Annotated in this window: 16 protein-coding genes, 1 tRNA gene and 1 pseudogene; 8 read left to right on the top strand and 10 right to left on the bottom strand. The window is 68.0% G+C overall.

Annotated elements, in window-relative coordinates:
- Window positions 1-143 precede the first annotated feature (143 nt).
- Window positions 144-632, top strand: coding sequence for a ferritin-like domain-containing protein (locus tag LXB15_RS03155; RefSeq protein ID WP_233950836.1), 489 nt, complete (start codon window positions 144-146; stop codon window positions 630-632).
- Between the two features lie 54 nt (window positions 633-686).
- On the opposite strand, the gene LXB15_RS03150 is transcribed toward LXB15_RS03155, so the two are convergent.
- From LXB15_RS03150 to LXB15_RS03135, 4 genes are all read right to left on the bottom strand, one after another.
- Window positions 687-1,385, bottom strand: a complete 699-nt coding sequence (locus LXB15_RS03150) for a 5'-methylthioadenosine/S-adenosylhomocysteine nucleosidase (RefSeq protein ID WP_233950835.1) — start codon at window positions 1,383-1,385, stop codon at window positions 687-689.
- A 36-nt stretch (window positions 1,386-1,421) separates the two neighbouring features.
- Window positions 1,422-1,874 (bottom strand): TspO/MBR family protein, encoded by a 453-nt coding sequence (locus LXB15_RS03145; RefSeq protein ID WP_233950834.1) that lies wholly within the window; start codon window positions 1,872-1,874, stop codon window positions 1,422-1,424.
- Entirely contained in the window at window positions 1,871-3,166 is a 1,296-nt protein-coding gene (locus LXB15_RS03140) for an RsmB/NOP family class I SAM-dependent RNA methyltransferase (protein WP_233950833.1), read from the bottom strand. Before LXB15_RS03140 ends, LXB15_RS03145 begins: the two co-directional genes overlap by 4 nt.
- Before the next feature lie 219 nt (window positions 3,167-3,385).
- Entirely contained in the window at window positions 3,386-4,888 is a 1,503-nt protein-coding gene (locus tag LXB15_RS03135) for a catalase (RefSeq protein ID WP_233950832.1), read from the bottom strand.
- A gap of 107 nt (window positions 4,889-4,995) precedes the next feature.
- Between LXB15_RS03135 and LXB15_RS03130 the strand changes: the two genes are divergently transcribed.
- Window positions 4,996-5,904: a hydrogen peroxide-inducible genes activator gene (locus LXB15_RS03130; RefSeq protein WP_233950831.1), complete on the top strand. Its 909-nt coding sequence runs from the start codon at window positions 4,996-4,998 to the stop codon at window positions 5,902-5,904.
- Window positions 5,905-5,943: 39 nt separating this feature from the next.
- Here LXB15_RS03130 and guaB read toward each other — a convergent pair whose 3' ends face one another.
- Window positions 5,944-7,446 carry an IMP dehydrogenase gene (guaB, locus tag LXB15_RS03125; protein ID WP_233950830.1) on the bottom strand — a complete coding sequence of 501 codons (1,503 nt, stop codon included), beginning with the start codon at window positions 7,444-7,446 and terminating at the stop codon, window positions 5,944-5,946.
- Window positions 7,447-7,618: 172 nt separating this feature from the next.
- Here guaB and LXB15_RS03120 point away from each other — a divergent pair, with 172 nt between their 5' ends.
- Entirely contained in the window at window positions 7,619-7,864 is a 246-nt protein-coding gene (locus LXB15_RS03120; RefSeq protein ID WP_233950829.1) for an excalibur calcium-binding domain-containing protein, read from the top strand.
- A gap of 57 nt (window positions 7,865-7,921) precedes the next feature.
- On the opposite strand, the gene LXB15_RS03115 is transcribed toward LXB15_RS03120, so the two are convergent.
- On the bottom strand, window positions 7,922-8,950 hold the full coding sequence (locus tag LXB15_RS03115) for an MBL fold metallo-hydrolase (protein ID WP_233950828.1): 1,029 nt from the start codon (window positions 8,948-8,950) through the stop codon (window positions 7,922-7,924).
- A gap of 208 nt (window positions 8,951-9,158) precedes the next feature.
- Here LXB15_RS03115 and LXB15_RS03110 point away from each other — a divergent pair, with 208 nt between their 5' ends.
- Entirely contained in the window at window positions 9,159-10,547 is a 1,389-nt protein-coding gene (locus LXB15_RS03110) for an MFS transporter (RefSeq protein ID WP_233950827.1), read from the top strand.
- 5 nt (window positions 10,548-10,552) lie between these two features.
- Here LXB15_RS03110 and LXB15_RS03105 read toward each other — a convergent pair whose 3' ends face one another.
- The 3 genes from LXB15_RS03105 to LXB15_RS03095 form a co-directional block, all read right to left on the bottom strand.
- Window positions 10,553-11,290: an RlmE family RNA methyltransferase gene (locus tag LXB15_RS03105; protein WP_233950826.1), complete on the bottom strand. Its 738-nt coding sequence runs from the start codon at window positions 11,288-11,290 to the stop codon at window positions 10,553-10,555.
- Window positions 11,287-12,816, bottom strand: coding sequence for a Ppx/GppA phosphatase family protein (locus tag LXB15_RS03100; RefSeq protein WP_233953036.1), 1,530 nt, complete (start codon window positions 12,814-12,816; stop codon window positions 11,287-11,289). The genes LXB15_RS03105 and LXB15_RS03100 overlap by 4 nt, the downstream gene beginning before the upstream one ends.
- 425 nt (window positions 12,817-13,241) lie before the next feature.
- On the bottom strand, window positions 13,242-13,649 hold the full coding sequence (locus LXB15_RS03095; protein ID WP_233950825.1) for a hypothetical protein: 408 nt from the start codon (window positions 13,647-13,649) through the stop codon (window positions 13,242-13,244).
- Between the two features lie 309 nt (window positions 13,650-13,958).
- On the opposite strand from LXB15_RS03095, the gene LXB15_RS03090 reads away from it, so the two are divergent.
- From LXB15_RS03090 to LXB15_RS21070, 4 genes and pseudogenes are all read left to right on the top strand, one after another.
- Window positions 13,959-14,032 (top strand) — tRNA-Gln (locus LXB15_RS03090).
- 142 nt (window positions 14,033-14,174) lie between these two features.
- Window positions 14,175-15,311 (top strand): hypothetical protein, encoded by a 1,137-nt coding sequence (locus tag LXB15_RS03085; RefSeq protein ID WP_233950824.1) that lies wholly within the window; start codon window positions 14,175-14,177, stop codon window positions 15,309-15,311.
- Between the two features lie 145 nt (window positions 15,312-15,456).
- Window positions 15,457-16,146 (top strand): hypothetical protein, encoded by a 690-nt coding sequence (locus LXB15_RS03080; protein WP_233950823.1) that lies wholly within the window; start codon window positions 15,457-15,459, stop codon window positions 16,144-16,146.
- Window positions 16,147-16,567: 421 nt separating this feature from the next.
- Window positions 16,568-16,633, top strand: a pseudogene (locus LXB15_RS21070) (hypothetical protein); the annotation flags it as partial.
- A 3-nt stretch (window positions 16,634-16,636) separates the two neighbouring features.
- Here LXB15_RS21070 and LXB15_RS03075 read toward each other — a convergent pair.
- Window positions 16,637-17,197, bottom strand: coding sequence for a DUF2182 domain-containing protein (locus LXB15_RS03075; RefSeq protein WP_233950822.1), 561 nt, complete (start codon window positions 17,195-17,197; stop codon window positions 16,637-16,639).
- Window positions 17,198-17,211 lie beyond the last annotated feature (14 nt).

Here is a 17,211-nt window from a genome sequence, read left to right as displayed (position 1 = left end):
TAGGCAAGCAGGGGCTGGAAGGCAAGGGCGTCGATGCGGGCGGGGTTCCGGGGCTTTACACCCGCACAACGATTCAGTGCGGAACGTTGCCGCGATCACGCCGTTCTGAGGCATCTCATACGATGTCCCAGGAGGACCAACCCATGGCTATCAAGACACTTGACGACCTGTTCCTGCACACGCTGCAGGACGTCTACTATGCCGAGAAAACCATCGTGAAGTCGCTGCCCAAGATGTCGAAGAAGGTCACCTCCCCGGAGCTGAAGAAGGCCTTCGACAAGCATCTCGAGGAGACCAAGGGCCAGGTGACCCGCCTCGAGCAGGTGTTCGAGATGCTCGGCGAGAAGGCCAAGGCCGAGAAATGCCCGGCCATCGAGGGCATCGTCAAGGAAGCCGAGGAGCTGATGGAGGAGATCGAGGACGCCGAGACCCTCGACGCCGCGCTGCTCGCCGCCGCCCAGGCGGTCGAGCACTACGAGATCTCCCGCTACGGCACGCTCGTCTCCTGGGCCCAGACGCTGAAGCACACCGACGCCATGGCGCCGCTGCAGGCGACGCTCGACGAGGAGAAGAAGACCGACGCGGCGCTCAGCAAGCTCGGCGAAGGCAAGCTGAACAAGAAGGCCGCCTGATCCCTCTCGATCGACGGCTTCGAAAGGAGGACCGGCCCAGCCGGTCCTCCTTTTTCATGAGCGAATGTCCGCCGCCGGCGCCTGTGGCCCGTCGAGGATGAGCAGCCCCGAATCAAGCGCCACCTCCAGCCGGTCGACGGCGTCTGCCAGCTTCTCGTCGATGACGTGCAGCAGCGTCGTCCAGTCGTCGTAATGGTGCAGGCTGGTCGCCCCGTCGGAGATTCCGCGCAGGCCGAGCAGCGGCACGGCGAAGCGCTGGCAGGCCCGCAGCACCGCGAAGGTCTCCATGTCCACCATGTCGGCGTCGATTTCGCGATAGCGGATTCCTGAGACGATGTCGGAGCCGGTCGACAGCCGCGCAGGCCGCACGCTCGGGATCGGGGTCGGCAGCGGCGTCTCCACCGGATGGTCGAGGAACGGCGTGACCCCCTTGGCGAAGCCGAGCGGCGAAGCGTCGATGTCGCGCCAGGAGACCGACGAGACCTGGTAGACCTCTCCCTGCTCCAGCGTCCGCGATCCCGCCGAGCCGAGCGACACGACGAGGTCGGGCCGGTGGCCGGCCAATTCCAGCGCATGCAGGGCGACGCCGGTGCCGAGCGCCGCCTCGATCGGACCGACGCCGGTCATCAGCGGCCGGATCCGCTGCTTCAGCGCCGGGCCGTATTCGGCCGCTGCCGCCATGACGAACAGCACCCGCGCGCCGCCGATCGTATCGAGGACGAGGTCGCTTTTCGTCGGGTCGTAGCTGGTCATGACGGGTCCGGCGGTCGTGGATGGCGGGCAGGCCGGCTAGTTCAACCACCATATCGCGCCGTTGAGAAGCGCCGCGTAGGCGGTCCAGGCGGCATAGGGCAGGAACAGCAGCGCGGCCGGGCGGTCGGTGGTCCACGTCCTGCGCAGGAACCACAGGATCGCGCCAAGCAGCGCCAGGAGCACGACCAGCGCCGGCACAATCAGCTGCGCCCCGAAGAACAGCAGCGGCCAGGCGAAATTGAGCCCCAGCTGCAGCCACCAGAGCCGCAGCGCTGCCCCGTCCCTGTGCCGCCAGACCCGCCAGCCGGCGATGCCGATCAGGAGATAGAGGATTCCCCAGACCGGGCCGAACACCCACGGCGGCGGATTGAAGGACGGCTTTACGAGCCCGGCGTACCAGCCGCCGGTCTCGACGGCGAGGCCGATCAGCCCACCGCCGCCGACGGTGAGGGCAATGAACAGGGCCAGGACGAGGAGCGGATGTCTCATCGGCGGGTCAGCATCGCGAGGAAGAAGCCGTCGGTGCCGCTGGTCCGCGGCGTCAGCGTCAGGGTGCTGCCCTCCCCGCGCTGCCGCGACAGGAACGCGGCCGGCGCCTCGGGGAAGACCGAGTTCCAGCTCGCGGCGACGTCGAGCAGCGCGAAATCCGGGTGCGCCGCCAGGAACGCCTCGACCTGCGCCTCGTTCTCGGCGGGCAGCAGCGAGCAGGTGACATAGGCGAGCCGTCCGCCCGGCTTGACGAAGTCCGCCGCGCCGGCGAGCGCGTCGCGCTGCTCCACCACCCGGCGCTCCAGCGCCTGTTCCGAGAGGCGCCATTTGGCGTCGGGCCGCCGCCGCCATGTGCCGGTGCCGGTGCAGGGCGCGTCGACCAGCACCAGGTCCATCCGGCCGCGATGTTCCGACAGGTTGTCGCGCGGCGCGTGCACCTGGACGTTGCGGACCTCAGCCCGTTTCAGCCGCTCGTGGATCGGCGCGAGCCGCTGCCGGTCGGAATCGTAGGCGTGGATCTGGCCGGTATTCTGCATGGCGGCGGCGAGCGCCAGCGTCTTGCCGCCGGCGCCGGCGCAATAGTCGAGCACCTGCTCGCCGGGCGCGGCGCCGGTCAGCGCCGCGACGATCTGCGACCCCTCGTCCTGGATCTCGAACCAGCCCTTCTGGAAGCCGGCCTCGACCTGAACGTTGGGATGGCGGCCGTCGGCGGCGATCGGAGCGATGCGCAGTCCCTGCGGCGCGATCGGCGCGGGTTGCGGCGAGAACGGCTCCAGGGCCCTCGCCACCTTGTCGCGATCGGCGCGCAGCGTATTGGCCCGCATGTCCAGCGGCGGCCGCTCGCCGAGCGCGGCAGCCTCCTGGATCCACGCGTCGCCGAACGCCTCGGCGAGCAGCGGCGCGATCCAGTCCGGCACGTCCGCCCGCACCGCGTCCGGGGCCTGGGCGATCTCGCGCGTCCGGTAGCCGGCGATGTCGTCCGCGGAGATCATCTCCGGCGCGAAACGGTCGCCGTCGAGGGCCCGGGCGAGTTCCTTCTCGTCGAGCCCGCCGGAATCGAGCACCGCGCCGAAGACCAGCGCCCGCGGCGACGCGTCGTCCAGCCGCCAGGCAAGCGAGCGCTTCCGCCGCAGCACGTCGTAGACGATGTTGCCGATCGCTGCGCGGTCGCCCGACCCGGCGAAGCGATGCGAAAGCCCCCAGTCCTTCAGCGCATCGCCGACCGGCCGCCGCCGCGTCTCGATGTCGGAAAGAACCTCGATGGACGCTGCCATCCGGCCGCCTAGACGCATGAGATGTTCCTTGGTGTTCGCGGGCGGCGACGGCTGTGGTCGAGCCGCGCGCCCGTCGGGATCGGGCACGGGCGCATGAGCGCCACCCCTCCCGACCGGTATTTCCTGATGATGGCCCGTGCATAGGCGTTTGCGGCTGAAACGGAAAGGGCCGGGATTGCTCCCGGCCCTTCGCAACGCTTCAAAGCCTCATCGCGTCGGTCGACGCGGCGTCGTTGCCTACTCGGCAGCGGCGCTGTGGCTGGTGGACAGGCTCGCCTCGGCATCGTCGCGCGTCTGGACCGAGAGGGCCTGGCGCACGCCGGCCCCGTAGTCCGGATGCGCCTTGTCGAAATGCGCCAGCTGGCGGTCGACGATGAACTGCGGCACGCCCTGCATCGCGCCGGCGATATTGCCGAACAGGCGCTGCTTCTGGCCCTCGTCGAACATCTCGAACAGCGCGCGCGGCTGGCTGTAGTGATCGGCCGTGCCACGGAAGTCGTAGCGCGCGACCTGGCCGGCATAGCGGTGCGGCGGCTCCTCGACGCTCGGGTCCTCGACCGGGCCGTTAAACGAGTTGGGCTCGTAATAGGCGTCCGGGTTGGTCGCCAGGCCGAGCGCCATCTCGCCGCCCATGTGGTAATGCGCCACCGGGCTCTTCGGCTTGTTGACGGTCAGGGCGTCGTAGTGCGTGCCGATGCGGTAGCGGTGCGCGTCCGGATAGGAGAACAGCCGCCCCTGCAGCATCCGGTCCGGCGAGAAGCCGATGCCCGGCACGACGTTGGACGGGTTGAACGCAGACTGCTCGACCTCGGTGAAGTAGTTGTCCGGGTTGCGGTTCAGCTCGAGGTCGCCGACCTTGATCAGCGGATACATGCCGTGCGGCCAGACCTTGGTGAGGTCGAAGGCGCTCCAGCCGGTCTTCTCCTCGAACTGCTCTTCCTCACCCTCCGGCATGACCTGGATGAACATCGTCCACTTCGGGAAGCGGCCGTCCTCGATCATGCCGTAGAGGGCTTCCTGGTAGCTTTCGCGCGACTTGGCGATGACCTTCTCGGCTTCCTCGTTGACGAAGTGTGCGTGGCCCTGTTGGGTCTTGAAGTGGAACTTCACCCAGAAGCGCTCGCCCTGGTCGTTCCACAGCGAGAAGGTGTGGCTGCCGTAGCCGTTCATGCGGCTGGGGTCGGTCGGGATGCCGCGGTCGGACATCAGGATCGTCACCTGGTGCAGCGATTCCGGGCAGAGCGACCAGAAGTCCCACATCGCCGTGGCGGAGCGCAGATTGGTGCGCGGATGGCGCTTCTGCGTGTGAATGAAGTCCGGGAACTTGTAGGGGTCGGCGACGAAGAACACCGGCGTGTTGTTGCCGACGAGATCCCAGTTGCCTTCCTCGGTGTAGAACTTCAGCGAGAAGCCGCGCACGTCGCGCTCGGCGTCCGCCGCGCCCTGCTCGCCGGCGACGGTGGAGAAGCGGGCGAACATCTCGGTCTGCTTGCCGGGCTGCAGCACCTTGGCGCGGGTGTAGCGGCTGACGTCCTCGGTGACGTTGAGGGTGCCGTAGGCGCCCCAGCCCTTGGCGTGGACGACGCGCTCGGGAACCCGCTCGCGGTTCTGGTGCGCCAGCTTCTCGATCAGCTGGTAGTCCTCGAGCAGCACCGGGCCGTTGCGGCCCACCGTCTTGGCGTTCTGGTTGCTGGACACCGGCGCCCCGGCGGTCGTGGTAAGTCTCGGGCGATCAGCCATCGGGGCCTCCCTGGGATTCTGGAATTGGTATGGTCCGAACATACCGGCCGCAACCGATAATCTCCAATCGTATTTTCAACCGGCGCCAATCAGTTTATCCTATCGGGATGATCACCCTTCGCCAGCTCCGCTATTTCGAGGCCCTCAGCGAGACGCTGCATTTCGGCCGGGCCGCCAGGCGCCTGAACATCAGCCAGCCGGCGCTCTCGGCCCAGATCGCGCAGATGGAAACCTTCTTCGGGGGCGCGCTCTTCCAGCGCTCGTCCGGCGGCATCGCGCTGACCGGCGAAGGCGCGGCCATCGGCGCACGGGTCCGCTCGATCCTCACCGAGGTGCGCGAGCTGGAAAGCATCGCGACCGCCGGCGACGCGCCGCTCTCGCGGCGCCTGCGCCTCGGCGTCATCGCCTCCGTCGCCCCCTATCTGCTCCCGTCGCTGCTGGCGGTACTCGCCGATGAGCATCCGCAGCTCGAATGCGAGGTGCGCGAGAGCGTGACCGACCGGCTGCTGCGGGAACTGTCGGCGGGCGAGATCGACTGCGCCATCGTCGCGCTGCCGGTGGACGAGCGCGGGCTCGAGACGCTGACCCTGTTCGAGGACCGGTTCCACTTCGCCGTCCCGGCGGACCAGGCCGACCGCTACGCCCGCCGCATCCCCATCCGGCTGATGCGCGACGTGCGGCTCATCCTGCTCGAGGAGGGCCACTGCCTGCGGGACCAGGCGCTGGAGATCTGCCAGATCGCCGATCCGAGCGAGCGGGCGGGCCTCGGGGCGACGAGCCTCTCGACCATCCTGCGCATGGTCGCGGCCGGCCTCGGCGCGACGCTGATCCCCGACATGGCGGTGGCGGACGAGACGCGGCGGGGCGGCATCGCCATCCTGCCCTTCGAGGACCCGGCGCCCGCCCGCACCATCGCCCTCGCCTTCCGTCCCTCGACGGCCCGGCGGCAGGATTTCGAGGTCCTGGCCGACGTCATCCGCCGAGCCGGCGGCCAGGCGAACGACCTCGCGGCCTAGGCGGCGTTCCGGCTTATCATTCGCTGCGCAGTTAGGCCCTCAGCCGCCGCCCGGATAGTTCGGGCTCTCGCGGGTGATCGTCACGTCGTGGGCGTGGCTCTCGCGCAGCCCGGCGTTGGAGATCCGGACGAACTGCGCCTTCTCGCGGAATTCCGCGAGGTCGGCGGCGCCGACATAGCCCATCGCCGCCCGCAAGCCGCCGGCCAGCTGATGCAGCACGGCGGAGACCTGTCCCTTGTAGGCCACCTGACCCTCGATGCCTTCCGGCACCAGCTTCAGCGTGTCCTGCACTTCCGCCTGGAAGTAGCGGTCGGCCGAGCCGCGGGCCATCGCGCCCACCGAGCCCATGCCGCGATAGGCTTTGTAGGAGCGGCCCTGGTGCAGGTAGATCTCGCCGGGGCTCTCGTCGGTGCCGGCGAGCAGCGAGCCCACCATGGCGGCCTTGGCGCCCGCCGCCAGCGCCTTGGCGAGATCGCCCGAGAACTTGATGCCGCCGTCGGCGATCACCGGGATGCCGGCCTTGTCGGCCTCCTCCGCCGCGCCCATGATCGCGGAGAGCTGCGGCATGCCGACGCCCGCGACGATCCGCGTCGTGCAGATCGAGCCCGGGCCGATGCCGACCTTGATGCCGTCCGCCCCGACGTCGATCAGCGCCTTGGTGCCGTCCGCGGTCGCAACGTTGCCGGCGATGATCTGCACCTCGTTCGACATGCGCTTCACCCGCGCCACCGCGTCGAGCACGCGCTGCGAATGGCCGTGCGCGGTGTCGATGACGATGAGGTCGGCGCCCGCGTCGATCAACCGTTCGGCACGCTCGAAGCCGTCGTCGCCGACGCTGGTCGCGGCGGCGGCCAGCAGCCGGCCCTGCGGGTCCTTGGAGGCGTTGGGGTTGAGCTGCGTCTTCTCGATGTCCTTGACGGTGATCAGGCCGATGCAGTGGTCGTCGTCGTCGACCACCACCAGCTTCTCGATCCGGTGCTGGTGAAGCAGCCGCTTGGCCTCCTCCTGGTCCACCGATTCCCGCACCGTGATCAGCCGGTCCTTGGTCATCAGCTCGTGGATCGGCTGGCTGTCGTCGGAGGCGAAGCGCACGTCACGATTGGTCAGGATGCCGACCAGCCGGCCCCGGGTCTGCCCCCCCTGCCCGCCATTCAGGACCACCGGGATGCCGGAGATGTGGTGCCGGTTCATCAGCGCCCGTGCGTCGCCGAGCGTTGCGTCGGGTCCGATGGTCACCGGGTTGACCACCATGCCGCTCTCGAACTTCTTCACCTGCCGAACCGCCTCGGCCTGCTCGGCCGGCGACAGATTGCGGTGGATGACGCCGATGCCGCCGGCCTGCGCCATGGCGATGGCCAGACGGCTTTCGGTGACGGTGTCCATCGCCGCGGAAAGGATCGGCAGGTTGAGCCGCAGCGTGCGGGTGATCGAGGTACGCAGGTCGACCTCGCCGGGCATGACCTGCGAATGGCCCGGCTGCAGCAGGACGTCGTCGAAGGTCAGCGCAGTCGCGCCGGTCGCGGTTTCGATGATACGGGCCATGCCAGTCCTCGGGGCTGCGTCCAACGCGAAAAATCGAGTCGGCGGGAAAAAGGATTGGCACGGGCTGCTATCACGACCCCACCGCCTTGGGAAGGTCGGCCGACGCAAGGCTGCCATCGTAGCCTCCTGGCAGGCCACGCAGCGGGTCGAAACGGCAGGCAGGAGCAGGCGGATGCGGCGACGGATGAACTTTCTGGCACGATGGGTTCTCGGGACGGTCGCGCTGACCGCCGCCGCCGGCGAAGCGCAGGCGGCGCGGTGCACCGACTACACGAGCTGCCGCCAGGCCGTCATCGCCTGGTGCGCCGGCAGCCACCCCGGTGCGGACCGCGACAAAGACGGCATCCCGTGTGAGAACGTCTGCGGCTCGCGCGCCGCCGTGCTGGCGATCATGGCCGAGATCGGCTGCTCCCGCTGACACCGTTGGAGGAGTTCGAGCAGCCCGGCTGTCGCCGGGCCGCCCGGGTGGTGCCTGTCAGCCCTCGTCGGCGAGGGCGAGCTGATAGGATTCCGGGATGAACCGGTAGCCGCCATCCTCGAGCTTCTTCGCATAGCCGATAGCCGGGAACGGCATGTGGAAGCCGATAAACGGGATCCGCTCCTCGGCGATCCGGTCGAAGACCCGCTTGCGGGTAGCCGTCGCCATCGCCTTGTCCTGGTCGAAGGAGACCTGCCATTCCGGCTTCTGCAGCGAAGCGACGAAGTGGTTGGCGGTGTCGGCCGTCAGCCAGAGCCGCTGGCCGCCCGAGGCGACCTCGAAGATCATGTGGCCGGGCGAATGGCCGAACGCTTCCATGGCGGTGATGCCGGACACCACCTCGTCACCCTCGCCGACCAGCGTCATCCGGTCGCGCAGCGGCACGACCAGCCGCTCGACCAGCGCCGCGCCCTGTGCCCGGTCGCCGTTCCTGGCTTCGTCGGACGTCCACCAGTCGTACTCGACCTGCCCGGCGACATAGCGGGCATTCGGGAAGGTCGGCGCGTCGCCGGTCATCAGGCCCTGGATGTGGTCGCCGTGGAAATGCGTGAGCACGACGATGGTGACGTCCTCGGGGCGGTAGCCCGCCGCGTCCATGCGCTCGACCAGCCGGCCGAAGCCGTTCTCCCGCCCGGATTCGCCGAAGCCCGTATCGAACAGGACGAGGTTGTCGTCGAGTTCGACCAGCGTCGGGGTGAAGCCGTTGGCGAAGCGGTCCTCGGGCAGATAGTTCTCGCGCATCAGCTCGGCCATCGCTTCCTGGCTCTGGTCCGCGCCGAAGGTCGGATACGGGCCGTCGCCGGGCCGAAGCCCGTCGAGGATCGTGGTGATCCGCGCATCCCCGAGGCTGACACGGTGCCAGCCGGGCGAGTCGGCGCTGGCGCGTTCGCGCGCCGCTTCGTCCGCGTCGGCGGTCTGCGCGAAGGCGCCGCGGGTGGCGAGCGCGCCGGCGGCGGCGCCCCCGGCGGCGACGGCCAGCTTGAGGGCGTTGCGGCGATTGCAGATCGAACTGTTGTTGGGGCTCATGGGTCTGTCTCCCTTTCCTGCGGATGGGTGGCGCCCGGCAAGCGGCGCGTATGGTCGCCCCAACTGGCCCGGCATCGCAGCCCGGCAACCGCTCCACACGCCAAGTTGACCTCGACCGCCCGCCGTCGCATGCCTGGCGCGGCTTGACTGTCCCTGGTCGCCGGCGCATCCCGATAAGCCTGCCTTATCGTATCCTCCGAGGTTTGCCTTGAACCGGATCGTCCCGATCGTGCTTGCCGTCGCGCTGTTCATGGAGAACATGGACTCGACCGTGATCGCGACATCGCTGCCGGTGATCGCCGCCGATCTCGGCACCAGCCCCATCGCCTTGAAGCTGGCGCTCACCAGCTATTACGTCTCGCTCGCCATCTTCATCCCGATCTCCGGCCGCATTGCCGACAGCTGGGGCCCGAAGCTGGTCTTCCGCCTGGCGATCGCGGTGTTCGTCGCCGGCTCGCTGGCCTGCGCTCTCGCCAACTCGCTGGAGGGATTCGTCGCCGCCCGCTTCGTCCAGGGCATGGGCGGGGCGATGATGACGCCGGTTGGCCGGCTGCTGCTGGTGCGGGCCGTGCCGAAATCGCAGCTCGTCAGCGCCATGGCCTGGTTCACCATCCCCGCCCTGATCGGGCCGTTGGTCGGCCCGCCGATCGGCGGCGCGATCTCGACCTATGCCGACTGGCGCTGGATCTTCCTGATCAACCTGCCGATCGGCATCATCGGCGTCCTGCTCGCCACACGCTTTTTGCCGCAGATCGACCGGGTGAAGGGCGTGACGTTCGATTTCCCCGGCTTCCTGCTGTCGGGCTTTGCCTGCGCCGGCATCGTCTTCGGCTTTTCGGTGGTGTCGCTGCCGGCCCTGCCCCCGGTCGTCGGCCTCGTCACGGCGGCCGCCGGCATCGTCGCGGCCGGCCTCTACGTCAGGCATGCGAGGCGCACCGAGAACCCTGTGCTGAAACTGTCGCTGTTCCGGATCGAGACGCTGCGGTCCGCCATCGTCGGCGGCGCGCTGTTCCGCATCGGCGCCGGCGCGACACCGTTCCTGCTGCCGCTGATGCTGCAGCTCGGCTTCGGCTACACGCCGTTCCAGTCGGGCCTGATCACCTGCGTCTCGATCGGCGGCGCCATGGGCATGAAGCTGCTCGCCCACCCGATCCTGAAGCGGCTCGGCTTCCGCCTGACGCTGATCACGACGGCGATCGTCGGCGGCGGCATGATGGCCATGGTCGGCTTCTACCGGCCCGACAGCCCGATCATCATCGTCCTGGCGCTGCTGCTTGTCGGCGGTTTCTTCCGCTCGCTGTTCTTCACCTCGATCAACGCGCTGGCCTTCGCCGACGTGCCGCGCCAGGGCACCGGCGATGCGACGGCGCTGATGGGGGCATTGCAGCAGGTCTCGATCGCCACCGGCGTCGCCGTCGCCGGCGCGGTGCTGGAGGCCGGCATGGCGCTGTCCGGCAGCACAGAGGCGAGCCTCGCCGACTTCTCCGCCGCCTTCTTCGTCGTCGGCGGCATCACCGCGGCGGCGGCGCTGGTCTTCCTGCCGATGGCGCGCGAGGCCGGCGACGAGGTGGCGGGACGCCGGCTGCCGGCCGAATAGGCGGCTCAGCCGAGCGGGCCGGCCTCGTCCCGCTCGGCCGCCGCGTCATCCGCCTCCGCCTGTCGGCCCTTGAACCCCTTGGCGAGGATGTAGAGCTCGACCGAGTCTTCCCGCGACGAGGGCGGCTTCACGTGGTGGACCGAGGTGAAGTTCCGCTTCAGGAGGTTGAGGAGGTCGTGCTCCGTGCCGCCCTGGAAGGTTTTGGCGAGGAAATGGCCGCCCGGCCGCAGCGTGCGTACGGCGAAGTCGGCCGCCACCTCGCAGAGATGCATGGTCCGCAGATGGTCGGTGCGCCGGTGCCCCGTGGTCGGCGCCGCCATGTCGGACAGGACGACGTCCGGATCGCCGCCGAGCTCGGCAAGGATCCGGCCCGGGGCCGCCTCGTCGAGGAAGTCCATTTCGAGGATGGTCGCGCCGATCACCGGCTCGACCGGCAGATAGTCGATGCCGACGACACGGATGTCGCCCTCGACCGAGCCGACCCGCTCGGCCGCCACCTGGCACCAGCCGCCGGGCGCCGCGCCCAGGTCGACGACCCGGTCGCCCTTCTTCAGGAACTTGTAGCGGTCGTCCGTCTCGATCAGCTTGTAGGCGGCCCGCGAACGGTAGCCGTCGGCGCGCGCGCGGCGCACATAGGGGTCGTTGAGCTGGCGCTCGAGCCAGCGTCGCGACGACGCCTTCAGCCCGCGCTTCTTCTTCACCCGGACCGTCAGGCCCCGGTCGTCGCCGCGTCCGCCGCTCATGAACTGGCCCTCCAGGCCGTGTTGTTGTCACGGCGCCAGACCCCGTCGGCGTCCATCATCTCGGTCAGCAGTCCCTCGCGCAGGCCGCGATCGGCGACGCGCATCGTGCGCGCCGGCCAGACCCGGCGGATCGCCTCGAGGATCGCGCAGCCGGCCAGCACCAGGTCGGCGCGGTCGCTGCCGATGCACGGATTGGCGACGCGCTCCTCGAAGCTCCAGCTAGCGATCCGTGCCACCAGGCCGTCGGCCTCGATGTCGGTCAGCCACAGCCCATCCACCTGCCGCCGGTCGTAGCGCTCGAGCTCGAGATGCACGCCGGCGAGCGTCGTGACGGTGCCGGACGTGCCGAGCAGATGGAAGCGCTCGCCGCCGATCAGATCCGCAAGCCGGTCGCGGCCGGGAAAGCGTTCGATCATACCGACCGTCTCGACGATCATACGCTCGAAGATCTCGGGGCTGACGTCGCGCCCGCCATGGCGCTCGGCGAGGCTGACGACCCCCACCGGCAGCGACGTCCAGGCGACGATCCGGCTGGCGAGACGGCGGGTGCTGCCGCCACGCAGGTCGAGCAGCGCGATCTCCGAGGAGCCGCCGCCGATGTCGAACAGCACCGCACCCTCCGCCGACTGGTCGACCAGCGACCCGCAGCCCGACACTGCGAGCCGCGCTTCCGTCTCGCGGCTGACGATCTCGAGGTCGAGCCCCGTCACGCGCTTGACCTGCTCGATGAATTCGACGCCGTTCGCCGCCGAACGACAGGCTTCCGTGGCGATCAGCCGGGCGCGACCGAGATCGACCTCGCGCGCCGAGAGCTTCTGGGCGCAGATCGACAGCGCCGCGATGGCGCGGTCCATGGCGCCGCGCGACAGGCTGCCGGTGCGGCTCAGCCCCTCACCGAGCCGGACGATCCGCGAGAACGCGTCGATCACCCGGAACTGGCCCGGCCGCGTCGGCACGGCGATCAGCAGCCGGCAGTTGTTGGTGCCGAGGTCGAGCGCCGCGTAAGCCGGCGGGCGCGTGCCCGCGCCGCTCGCGGCCTGCCCCGGACGCGACGACGCCGAAGCCGGCACCGGGGATACGGGCGTCGCGGGAACGGGCCTCGCGGAAGAATCGGCACGGGTAGGCCCGGCTGCGGTAGCAGATCCTTGCCGCTCGGCTTGCGTTACCGTCGCTGCGTCCGGGGCCGAATCGCCCGCCGCCCTGCCGCGCCGCTTGCCCCGGCGCCGCGACTTGCGCGCGCCGCGCAGCTTGACGGCCTCGCCCTTCGCGGCCTCGGCGGCGACGTCCGCCGGGGCGACGACGGGCGTGGCCGGCTTGGCGCCCGCCTTGCGCCGCCGCCGGCGCTGCCGCTTGGTCAGCGGGGCGCCGGCCGTCCGTTCGGAGTCACGCGTCCCGCGCGGTGCGTCGCCTGGCTGCGGCGCCCCGTCGGGACCCGGTCCCCGCGGCGGCCCGGCTGGCTGTCGCGGATCCTGGGGGGACCGCGCACGCGTGGTCAGGGACGGGCCGGAAGCAGTCTCCCGATTCAGATCCGCGGCCGGACGGCGTCTCCCACCGAATTCATGGTCACTCACACTGTCACTCCGGCACCGAGCGGCCATGGCCGGCTCAGGCGCCTCAGGTTTCTGGTTTCGTGCAAGTGTATCAATCCGCCCGGTGAGCACAAGGGTTGGGCCGGGAGGCGGCGGAAGCGGGGGCCGCCGGCCTGCGCGGCCTCCTCGACCGGGAACGGCCGCTCGCGGGCACCCTGACATCTTCCCGCGAACCGAAAAAATGACGCAGCGGCGAGCCGGCGGACCACCTCGCGCCTGTCGTTTCCCGGCGGCTCACGCCGGTCGCGACCGCTGCAGGGAGGTTGCCGGCTGTCGCCCGGAAAGTCACCAGAATCGCGCGCGCGGCGCGCATCCGAACCGGCGGATGCGTGCCAGCCGGCCCGCTGCCGTGACCCGTGCCGCTACTCGTAGGTGTAGGAAGCGCACATTTCCGCATCGCTCGACGGCTCGTCCTGCGTCGAGAAGAAGGCGATGATGGTCGTCCCCTCCATCGAGCCGGACCACGAGCCGACATAGGTCACCGCTTCGCCGCCACACAGCGTGTTGCCGTTCAGCAGCACCGGGTCGGCGGCTTCCGCCAGGCTGAACACCGAGGCCCCCACCGTCTCCCCGCCGACCTCGAAGCTGTCGGCGACGAGGTCCTCGAAGACGAGGGTCTCGCCGTTCTCGAAGACCAGCGAGAAATCGTCGAAGCTGACGTCGCCGGTGATCGCCATCGCCGTGCCGCTGATCGCGGCATAGTCGTCGGCGAGCGCCGGTGCGCCGCCAGCGAAAAGGAAGGCAAGCGCGACGAGCGGTGCACGGTTCATGTGACTGTTGCCTTCGAGGTCTTTGGGTCGGCGTGGCCGCCGGGAATCGCGTCGACGCCGATGATGTAGGGGCCTGACCGATGGCCGGCCGCCCCTCCCGTCACGGGATCGCGCCGGGAAAGCTGATAGCACGCGGCAGCCGCTTGTCGAGACGCGCCGGACCCTGGCGCCGTGAAGGCAACGCCCCGCCGCCGCGACGGCCTGACCGCCCGCTCGCGCATGGACGACGAAAAATCCGCACCGAGGGTTCACAGCCCGCTCCGCCCCGTCTATATGGTCACCCGTGACGCACACGCTGCGTCGCCCTGCTGGGGAATAGGTTAACGGTAGACCCACGGACTCTGACTCCGTTAGTCCTGGTTCGAATCCAGGTTCCCCAGCCAACTCGCTCTCGTTCGTTGATTTCATTGCCAGATTCCCTTTCGCTGGGGATCCTTTCGCCGCTAATGCCCGGTTTGATGCACCAAACTGAGGCACAGGACTGGGGCACAAGCCATTCGGTCCGCTGCAGGGCGCAGGCAGGCAATGGCCGTACGACATCATGTTTCGAATCTCGTATTGCGGGGCAACGTCTACTATTGGCGACCGCGTCTCCCGGTCGGCACGAGCGGCTGCGGCCGCAGGAAGCACCTTTCGCTGAGCCTGAGAATCACCGACCATGCCCATGCCCATGCCCATGCCCATGCCCATGCCAAGTCATTGGCCATGCAGTTGAACGCGCGGCTGGAAGGCATTCGGTGGATGATCATGACGGAGGCGTGGGATGCCGAACAGCTTGCGATCCTGTTTCGCGACGAGATCTCGCGAGCGTCCGCCGACCTCGAAAGCTTCGCCGTCGCCGGACGCAGGGTCGGATCGCTATCCGAAGATCAGCTGATCGCGGATAAGGATGTCGGATGGGCGTACCGGTTGATTGCCGTGTTCGGAGCGCGTCGTAGCCTCGACTTCGCCGGAGATTGTCCCGGCCTGCGTTACCTGGAACGGCTTGGCGTGCCACTAGACCGGCTCCCCTTCGTCATCGATACATTCCGACAAGAGCAGCGGTTTCGCCGCTCCCCCATCTTCGACAGTCAGATGCAAGACCATCTGCGGAACGCCGGCCTCGACGACGGTCCGTTGATGCGCGAGCGAGCAGCAACGGAATTGGCCAGGGCGCGTGCCGACGTTCTCCTCGACAGTCGCTCATTCTATCCCGATCTCGCTGTTCTCGACGACGAGACCGGAGCTGACGTAACTTCTTCGGAGCCGATTGGATTGGCTCCACCGCCTGCGGAACCCGAGGGGACGACGGAAGCCGGCGAGCGGGAGATGCCGGTAAGGGATCTTCTCGATTGTTGCCGATCATACCTCAAGGGACGTGAGAAGGAGATCGAGAAGCGCACACGCCGGGATATCGAGGTCGTCGTGGCGACGTTCGTCGATATCCTGACCGAGCATGAACTGCGGTCACTCAATGCAGCAGTTTCACCTTGGCGCCTTGCGAAGGCATTTCGACGATATCCTTCCGAACTACGGGCAGAGCAGCCAACTCGCATGCCTGGGCTCGAGGGAGCTTCGCCATGCCTCGGCCGAACGGGTCAGGGTTGCGATCGCGGAGGGCAAAATCCCGCCCGCGCTCGGCCTCTCACCGCAGACCATTCGCAAACATCTCGGCAATCTTGACGGGTTTTTGAAGTACCTAAAGGCACAAGGCTATCGCGTTCCCGCCTATGAACTGTCCGGACTGCGGCCAAAGAAGCCAAAGAAGACGATGGTGAGGGGCCTGACTCAGAAGCCCGGACCGGAACGGATGAGCACGATATTCTCGATGCCGGTTCTCACCGGATGTCAATCGGCTTTCGAACAGGATCGTCCAGGGGACAGTGTCTTCCATTCAGCCAATTTCTACGTGCCGATGCTTCTCGCGTATCTCGGGCCGCGTCGGTTCGAGATCACGGGATTGACCGTCAGAGACATCGTCGAGACGCAGAACGGCTACGGCATCAACATCGATACGAATCCCCTGCGGCGGATCAAGAATGTTTCCTCGATCCGTATGCTTCCCATGCCCGATGAACTCGGACGCCTGGGTTTTGTCGACTATGTCGGTGCAATCAAGGGCCTCGGATATCAGGCTCTCTTTCCGGAGCTTTACGACCCGCAGCATCCGCTCGACGAACAGGATTCCGGCGACCGATTCTACAAGGATTTCGTGCCGCTGGCGCAGGCGCATTTCGACTCGCATGACGAGGTCATCTGGGCCCGGTTGCTGCATGCGATTCGCCATGGTCATTCAGACACTCTGAAGCAGGCAGGGGTCGACAGTCTTGTCATCGATGACATTGCAGGGCGCTTCGGGCAAGGCGAGACAGCAACGCGCTATACGAATCCGGCAGGTCTACCACTCCTGCGAGAGAAGCTGCGCCTTTATCCGAACATCACCAATCGCTTGCAGCCGCGGCCGATCAACCTCTTGCCGTGGGTGGCCCAAAGGCGATCTCCTCCGTGGACTGGATAGGAGAAGTATTCCTCGTGCCCATCGCGCACCGTCTACTCGGCCTCAATGCACCTTGCGGCCCGTCGCCCAGGTCCGGTGTCAAAGACGGTGCGGTAGCCCTTGAGTCGGCCTAGCCCCGGCGCCCTCCCCTGTCGCCGCCCATCCCGGGAATAGCGTGGAGCGCACCCCGTTTTGACCGGACAGGTGGCATAGCCGAAAAGGCATAGGCATTCGGCCTCGGGTCAAACGGCCTTCAAAATTGGGTCTGACTCATCTTTGGTGCAATTTGGCGGTTGGATTGGCGATTTCCGACAGGGATCGTCGCAATGCCGTGCAGCCTTTCGCTCTCGTCCATTGTCCCGGCAGGGCTTGCAGTTGATTGTCAGGAATTTTCGGACGTCATCCTGATCGTCACTGCATCCGCCCGTATCTCCTCTGCGCGATGCCGGCCTGCAATCGCCTCTCGCAGCGGGTCCACAGCCGCTACCATCGGCGCGTGGCGGACCTGCTCTTAGGCGGACATGCCGTCCAACTTCGACTGCTGACACGGCGCTTCCGGTTTGAACGACGAGGCTCCGTGTTTCACGCCCATGCGGAATGCCCCGGCGCGGCCTTTCTGCCAGTGCCGCGACAGGAACTCGGCAGGCGAGCGGCAGTGGTCCAGGCACACCCGCTTGAATGGAGACAACTGGTAGAGGCCGGCGGCGACGAGCAACGCCGCCGTCAGCCACACACTCACCGACCACATCATCGGCTGGGACAGAAGACGGAGCTGTTCGCAGGCGAACTGAAGAGTGGTGGCGACCAGCGAAAATGCGAGCCAGACGAGGAGATAACCGCCGAGAAAGAAGCCGGATGGAATCGCGCCGGCGGCGATCTGTCCCCTACTCTGTGCATGGCGACTGACGCGGGCGTGGAGCAGCATCATCGGGGCAACGCTTGGGATCATCATGATCCACCACATGCCGACAATGACGAACCAGGTCGCAGGGGACCACGCCGCCGCCGGCATCGTCATCCCTGCCTCCCCGCCCGGAAAGATCGCGGGACGACTCATCGTCCAGAAGTCCATGCCGGTGCCGGCCT

This window comes from Aurantimonas sp. HBX-1 (genome assembly GCF_021391535.1).
Classification (GTDB): domain Bacteria; phylum Pseudomonadota; class Alphaproteobacteria; order Rhizobiales; family Rhizobiaceae; genus Aurantimonas.
This window is presented reverse-complemented; position numbering and strand designations above follow the sequence as displayed.

Bases quoted from the DNA above. Each gene is read 5' to 3' on its own strand.
- LXB15_RS03155 (WP_233950836.1), top strand. From the start codon at position 144: ATGGCTATCAAGACACTTGACGACCTGTTCCTGCACACGCTGCAGGAC.
- LXB15_RS03150 (WP_233950835.1), bottom strand. From the start codon at position 1,385: ATGACCAGCTACGACCCGACGAAAAGCGACCTCGTCCTCGATACGATC.
- LXB15_RS03145 (WP_233950834.1), bottom strand. From the start codon at position 1,874: ATGAGACATCCGCTCCTCGTCCTGGCCCTGTTCATTGCCCTCACCGTC.
- LXB15_RS03140 (WP_233950833.1), bottom strand. From the start codon at position 3,166: ATGCGTCTAGGCGGCCGGATGGCAGCGTCCATCGAGGTTCTTTCCGAC.
- LXB15_RS03135 (WP_233950832.1), bottom strand. From the start codon at position 4,888: ATGGCTGATCGCCCGAGACTTACCACGACCGCCGGGGCGCCGGTGTCC.
- LXB15_RS03130 (WP_233950831.1), top strand. From the start codon at position 4,996: ATGATCACCCTTCGCCAGCTCCGCTATTTCGAGGCCCTCAGCGAGACG.
- guaB (WP_233950830.1), bottom strand. From the start codon at position 7,446: ATGGCCCGTATCATCGAAACCGCGACCGGCGCGACTGCGCTGACCTTC.
- LXB15_RS03120 (WP_233950829.1), top strand. From the start codon at position 7,619: ATGCGGCGACGGATGAACTTTCTGGCACGATGGGTTCTCGGGACGGTC.
- LXB15_RS03115 (WP_233950828.1), bottom strand. From the start codon at position 8,950: ATGAGCCCCAACAACAGTTCGATCTGCAATCGCCGCAACGCCCTCAAG.
- LXB15_RS03105 (WP_233950826.1), bottom strand. From the start codon at position 11,290: ATGAGCGGCGGACGCGGCGACGACCGGGGCCTGACGGTCCGGGTGAAG.
- LXB15_RS03095 (WP_233950825.1), bottom strand. From the start codon at position 13,649: ATGAACCGTGCACCGCTCGTCGCGCTTGCCTTCCTTTTCGCTGGCGGC.
- LXB15_RS03085 (WP_233950824.1), top strand. From the start codon at position 14,175: ATGGCCGTACGACATCATGTTTCGAATCTCGTATTGCGGGGCAACGTC.
- LXB15_RS03080 (WP_233950823.1), top strand. From the start codon at position 15,457: ATGCCGGTTCTCACCGGATGTCAATCGGCTTTCGAACAGGATCGTCCA.
- LXB15_RS03075 (WP_233950822.1), bottom strand. From the start codon at position 17,197: ATGGACTTCTGGACGATGAGTCGTCCCGCGATCTTTCCGGGCGGGGAG.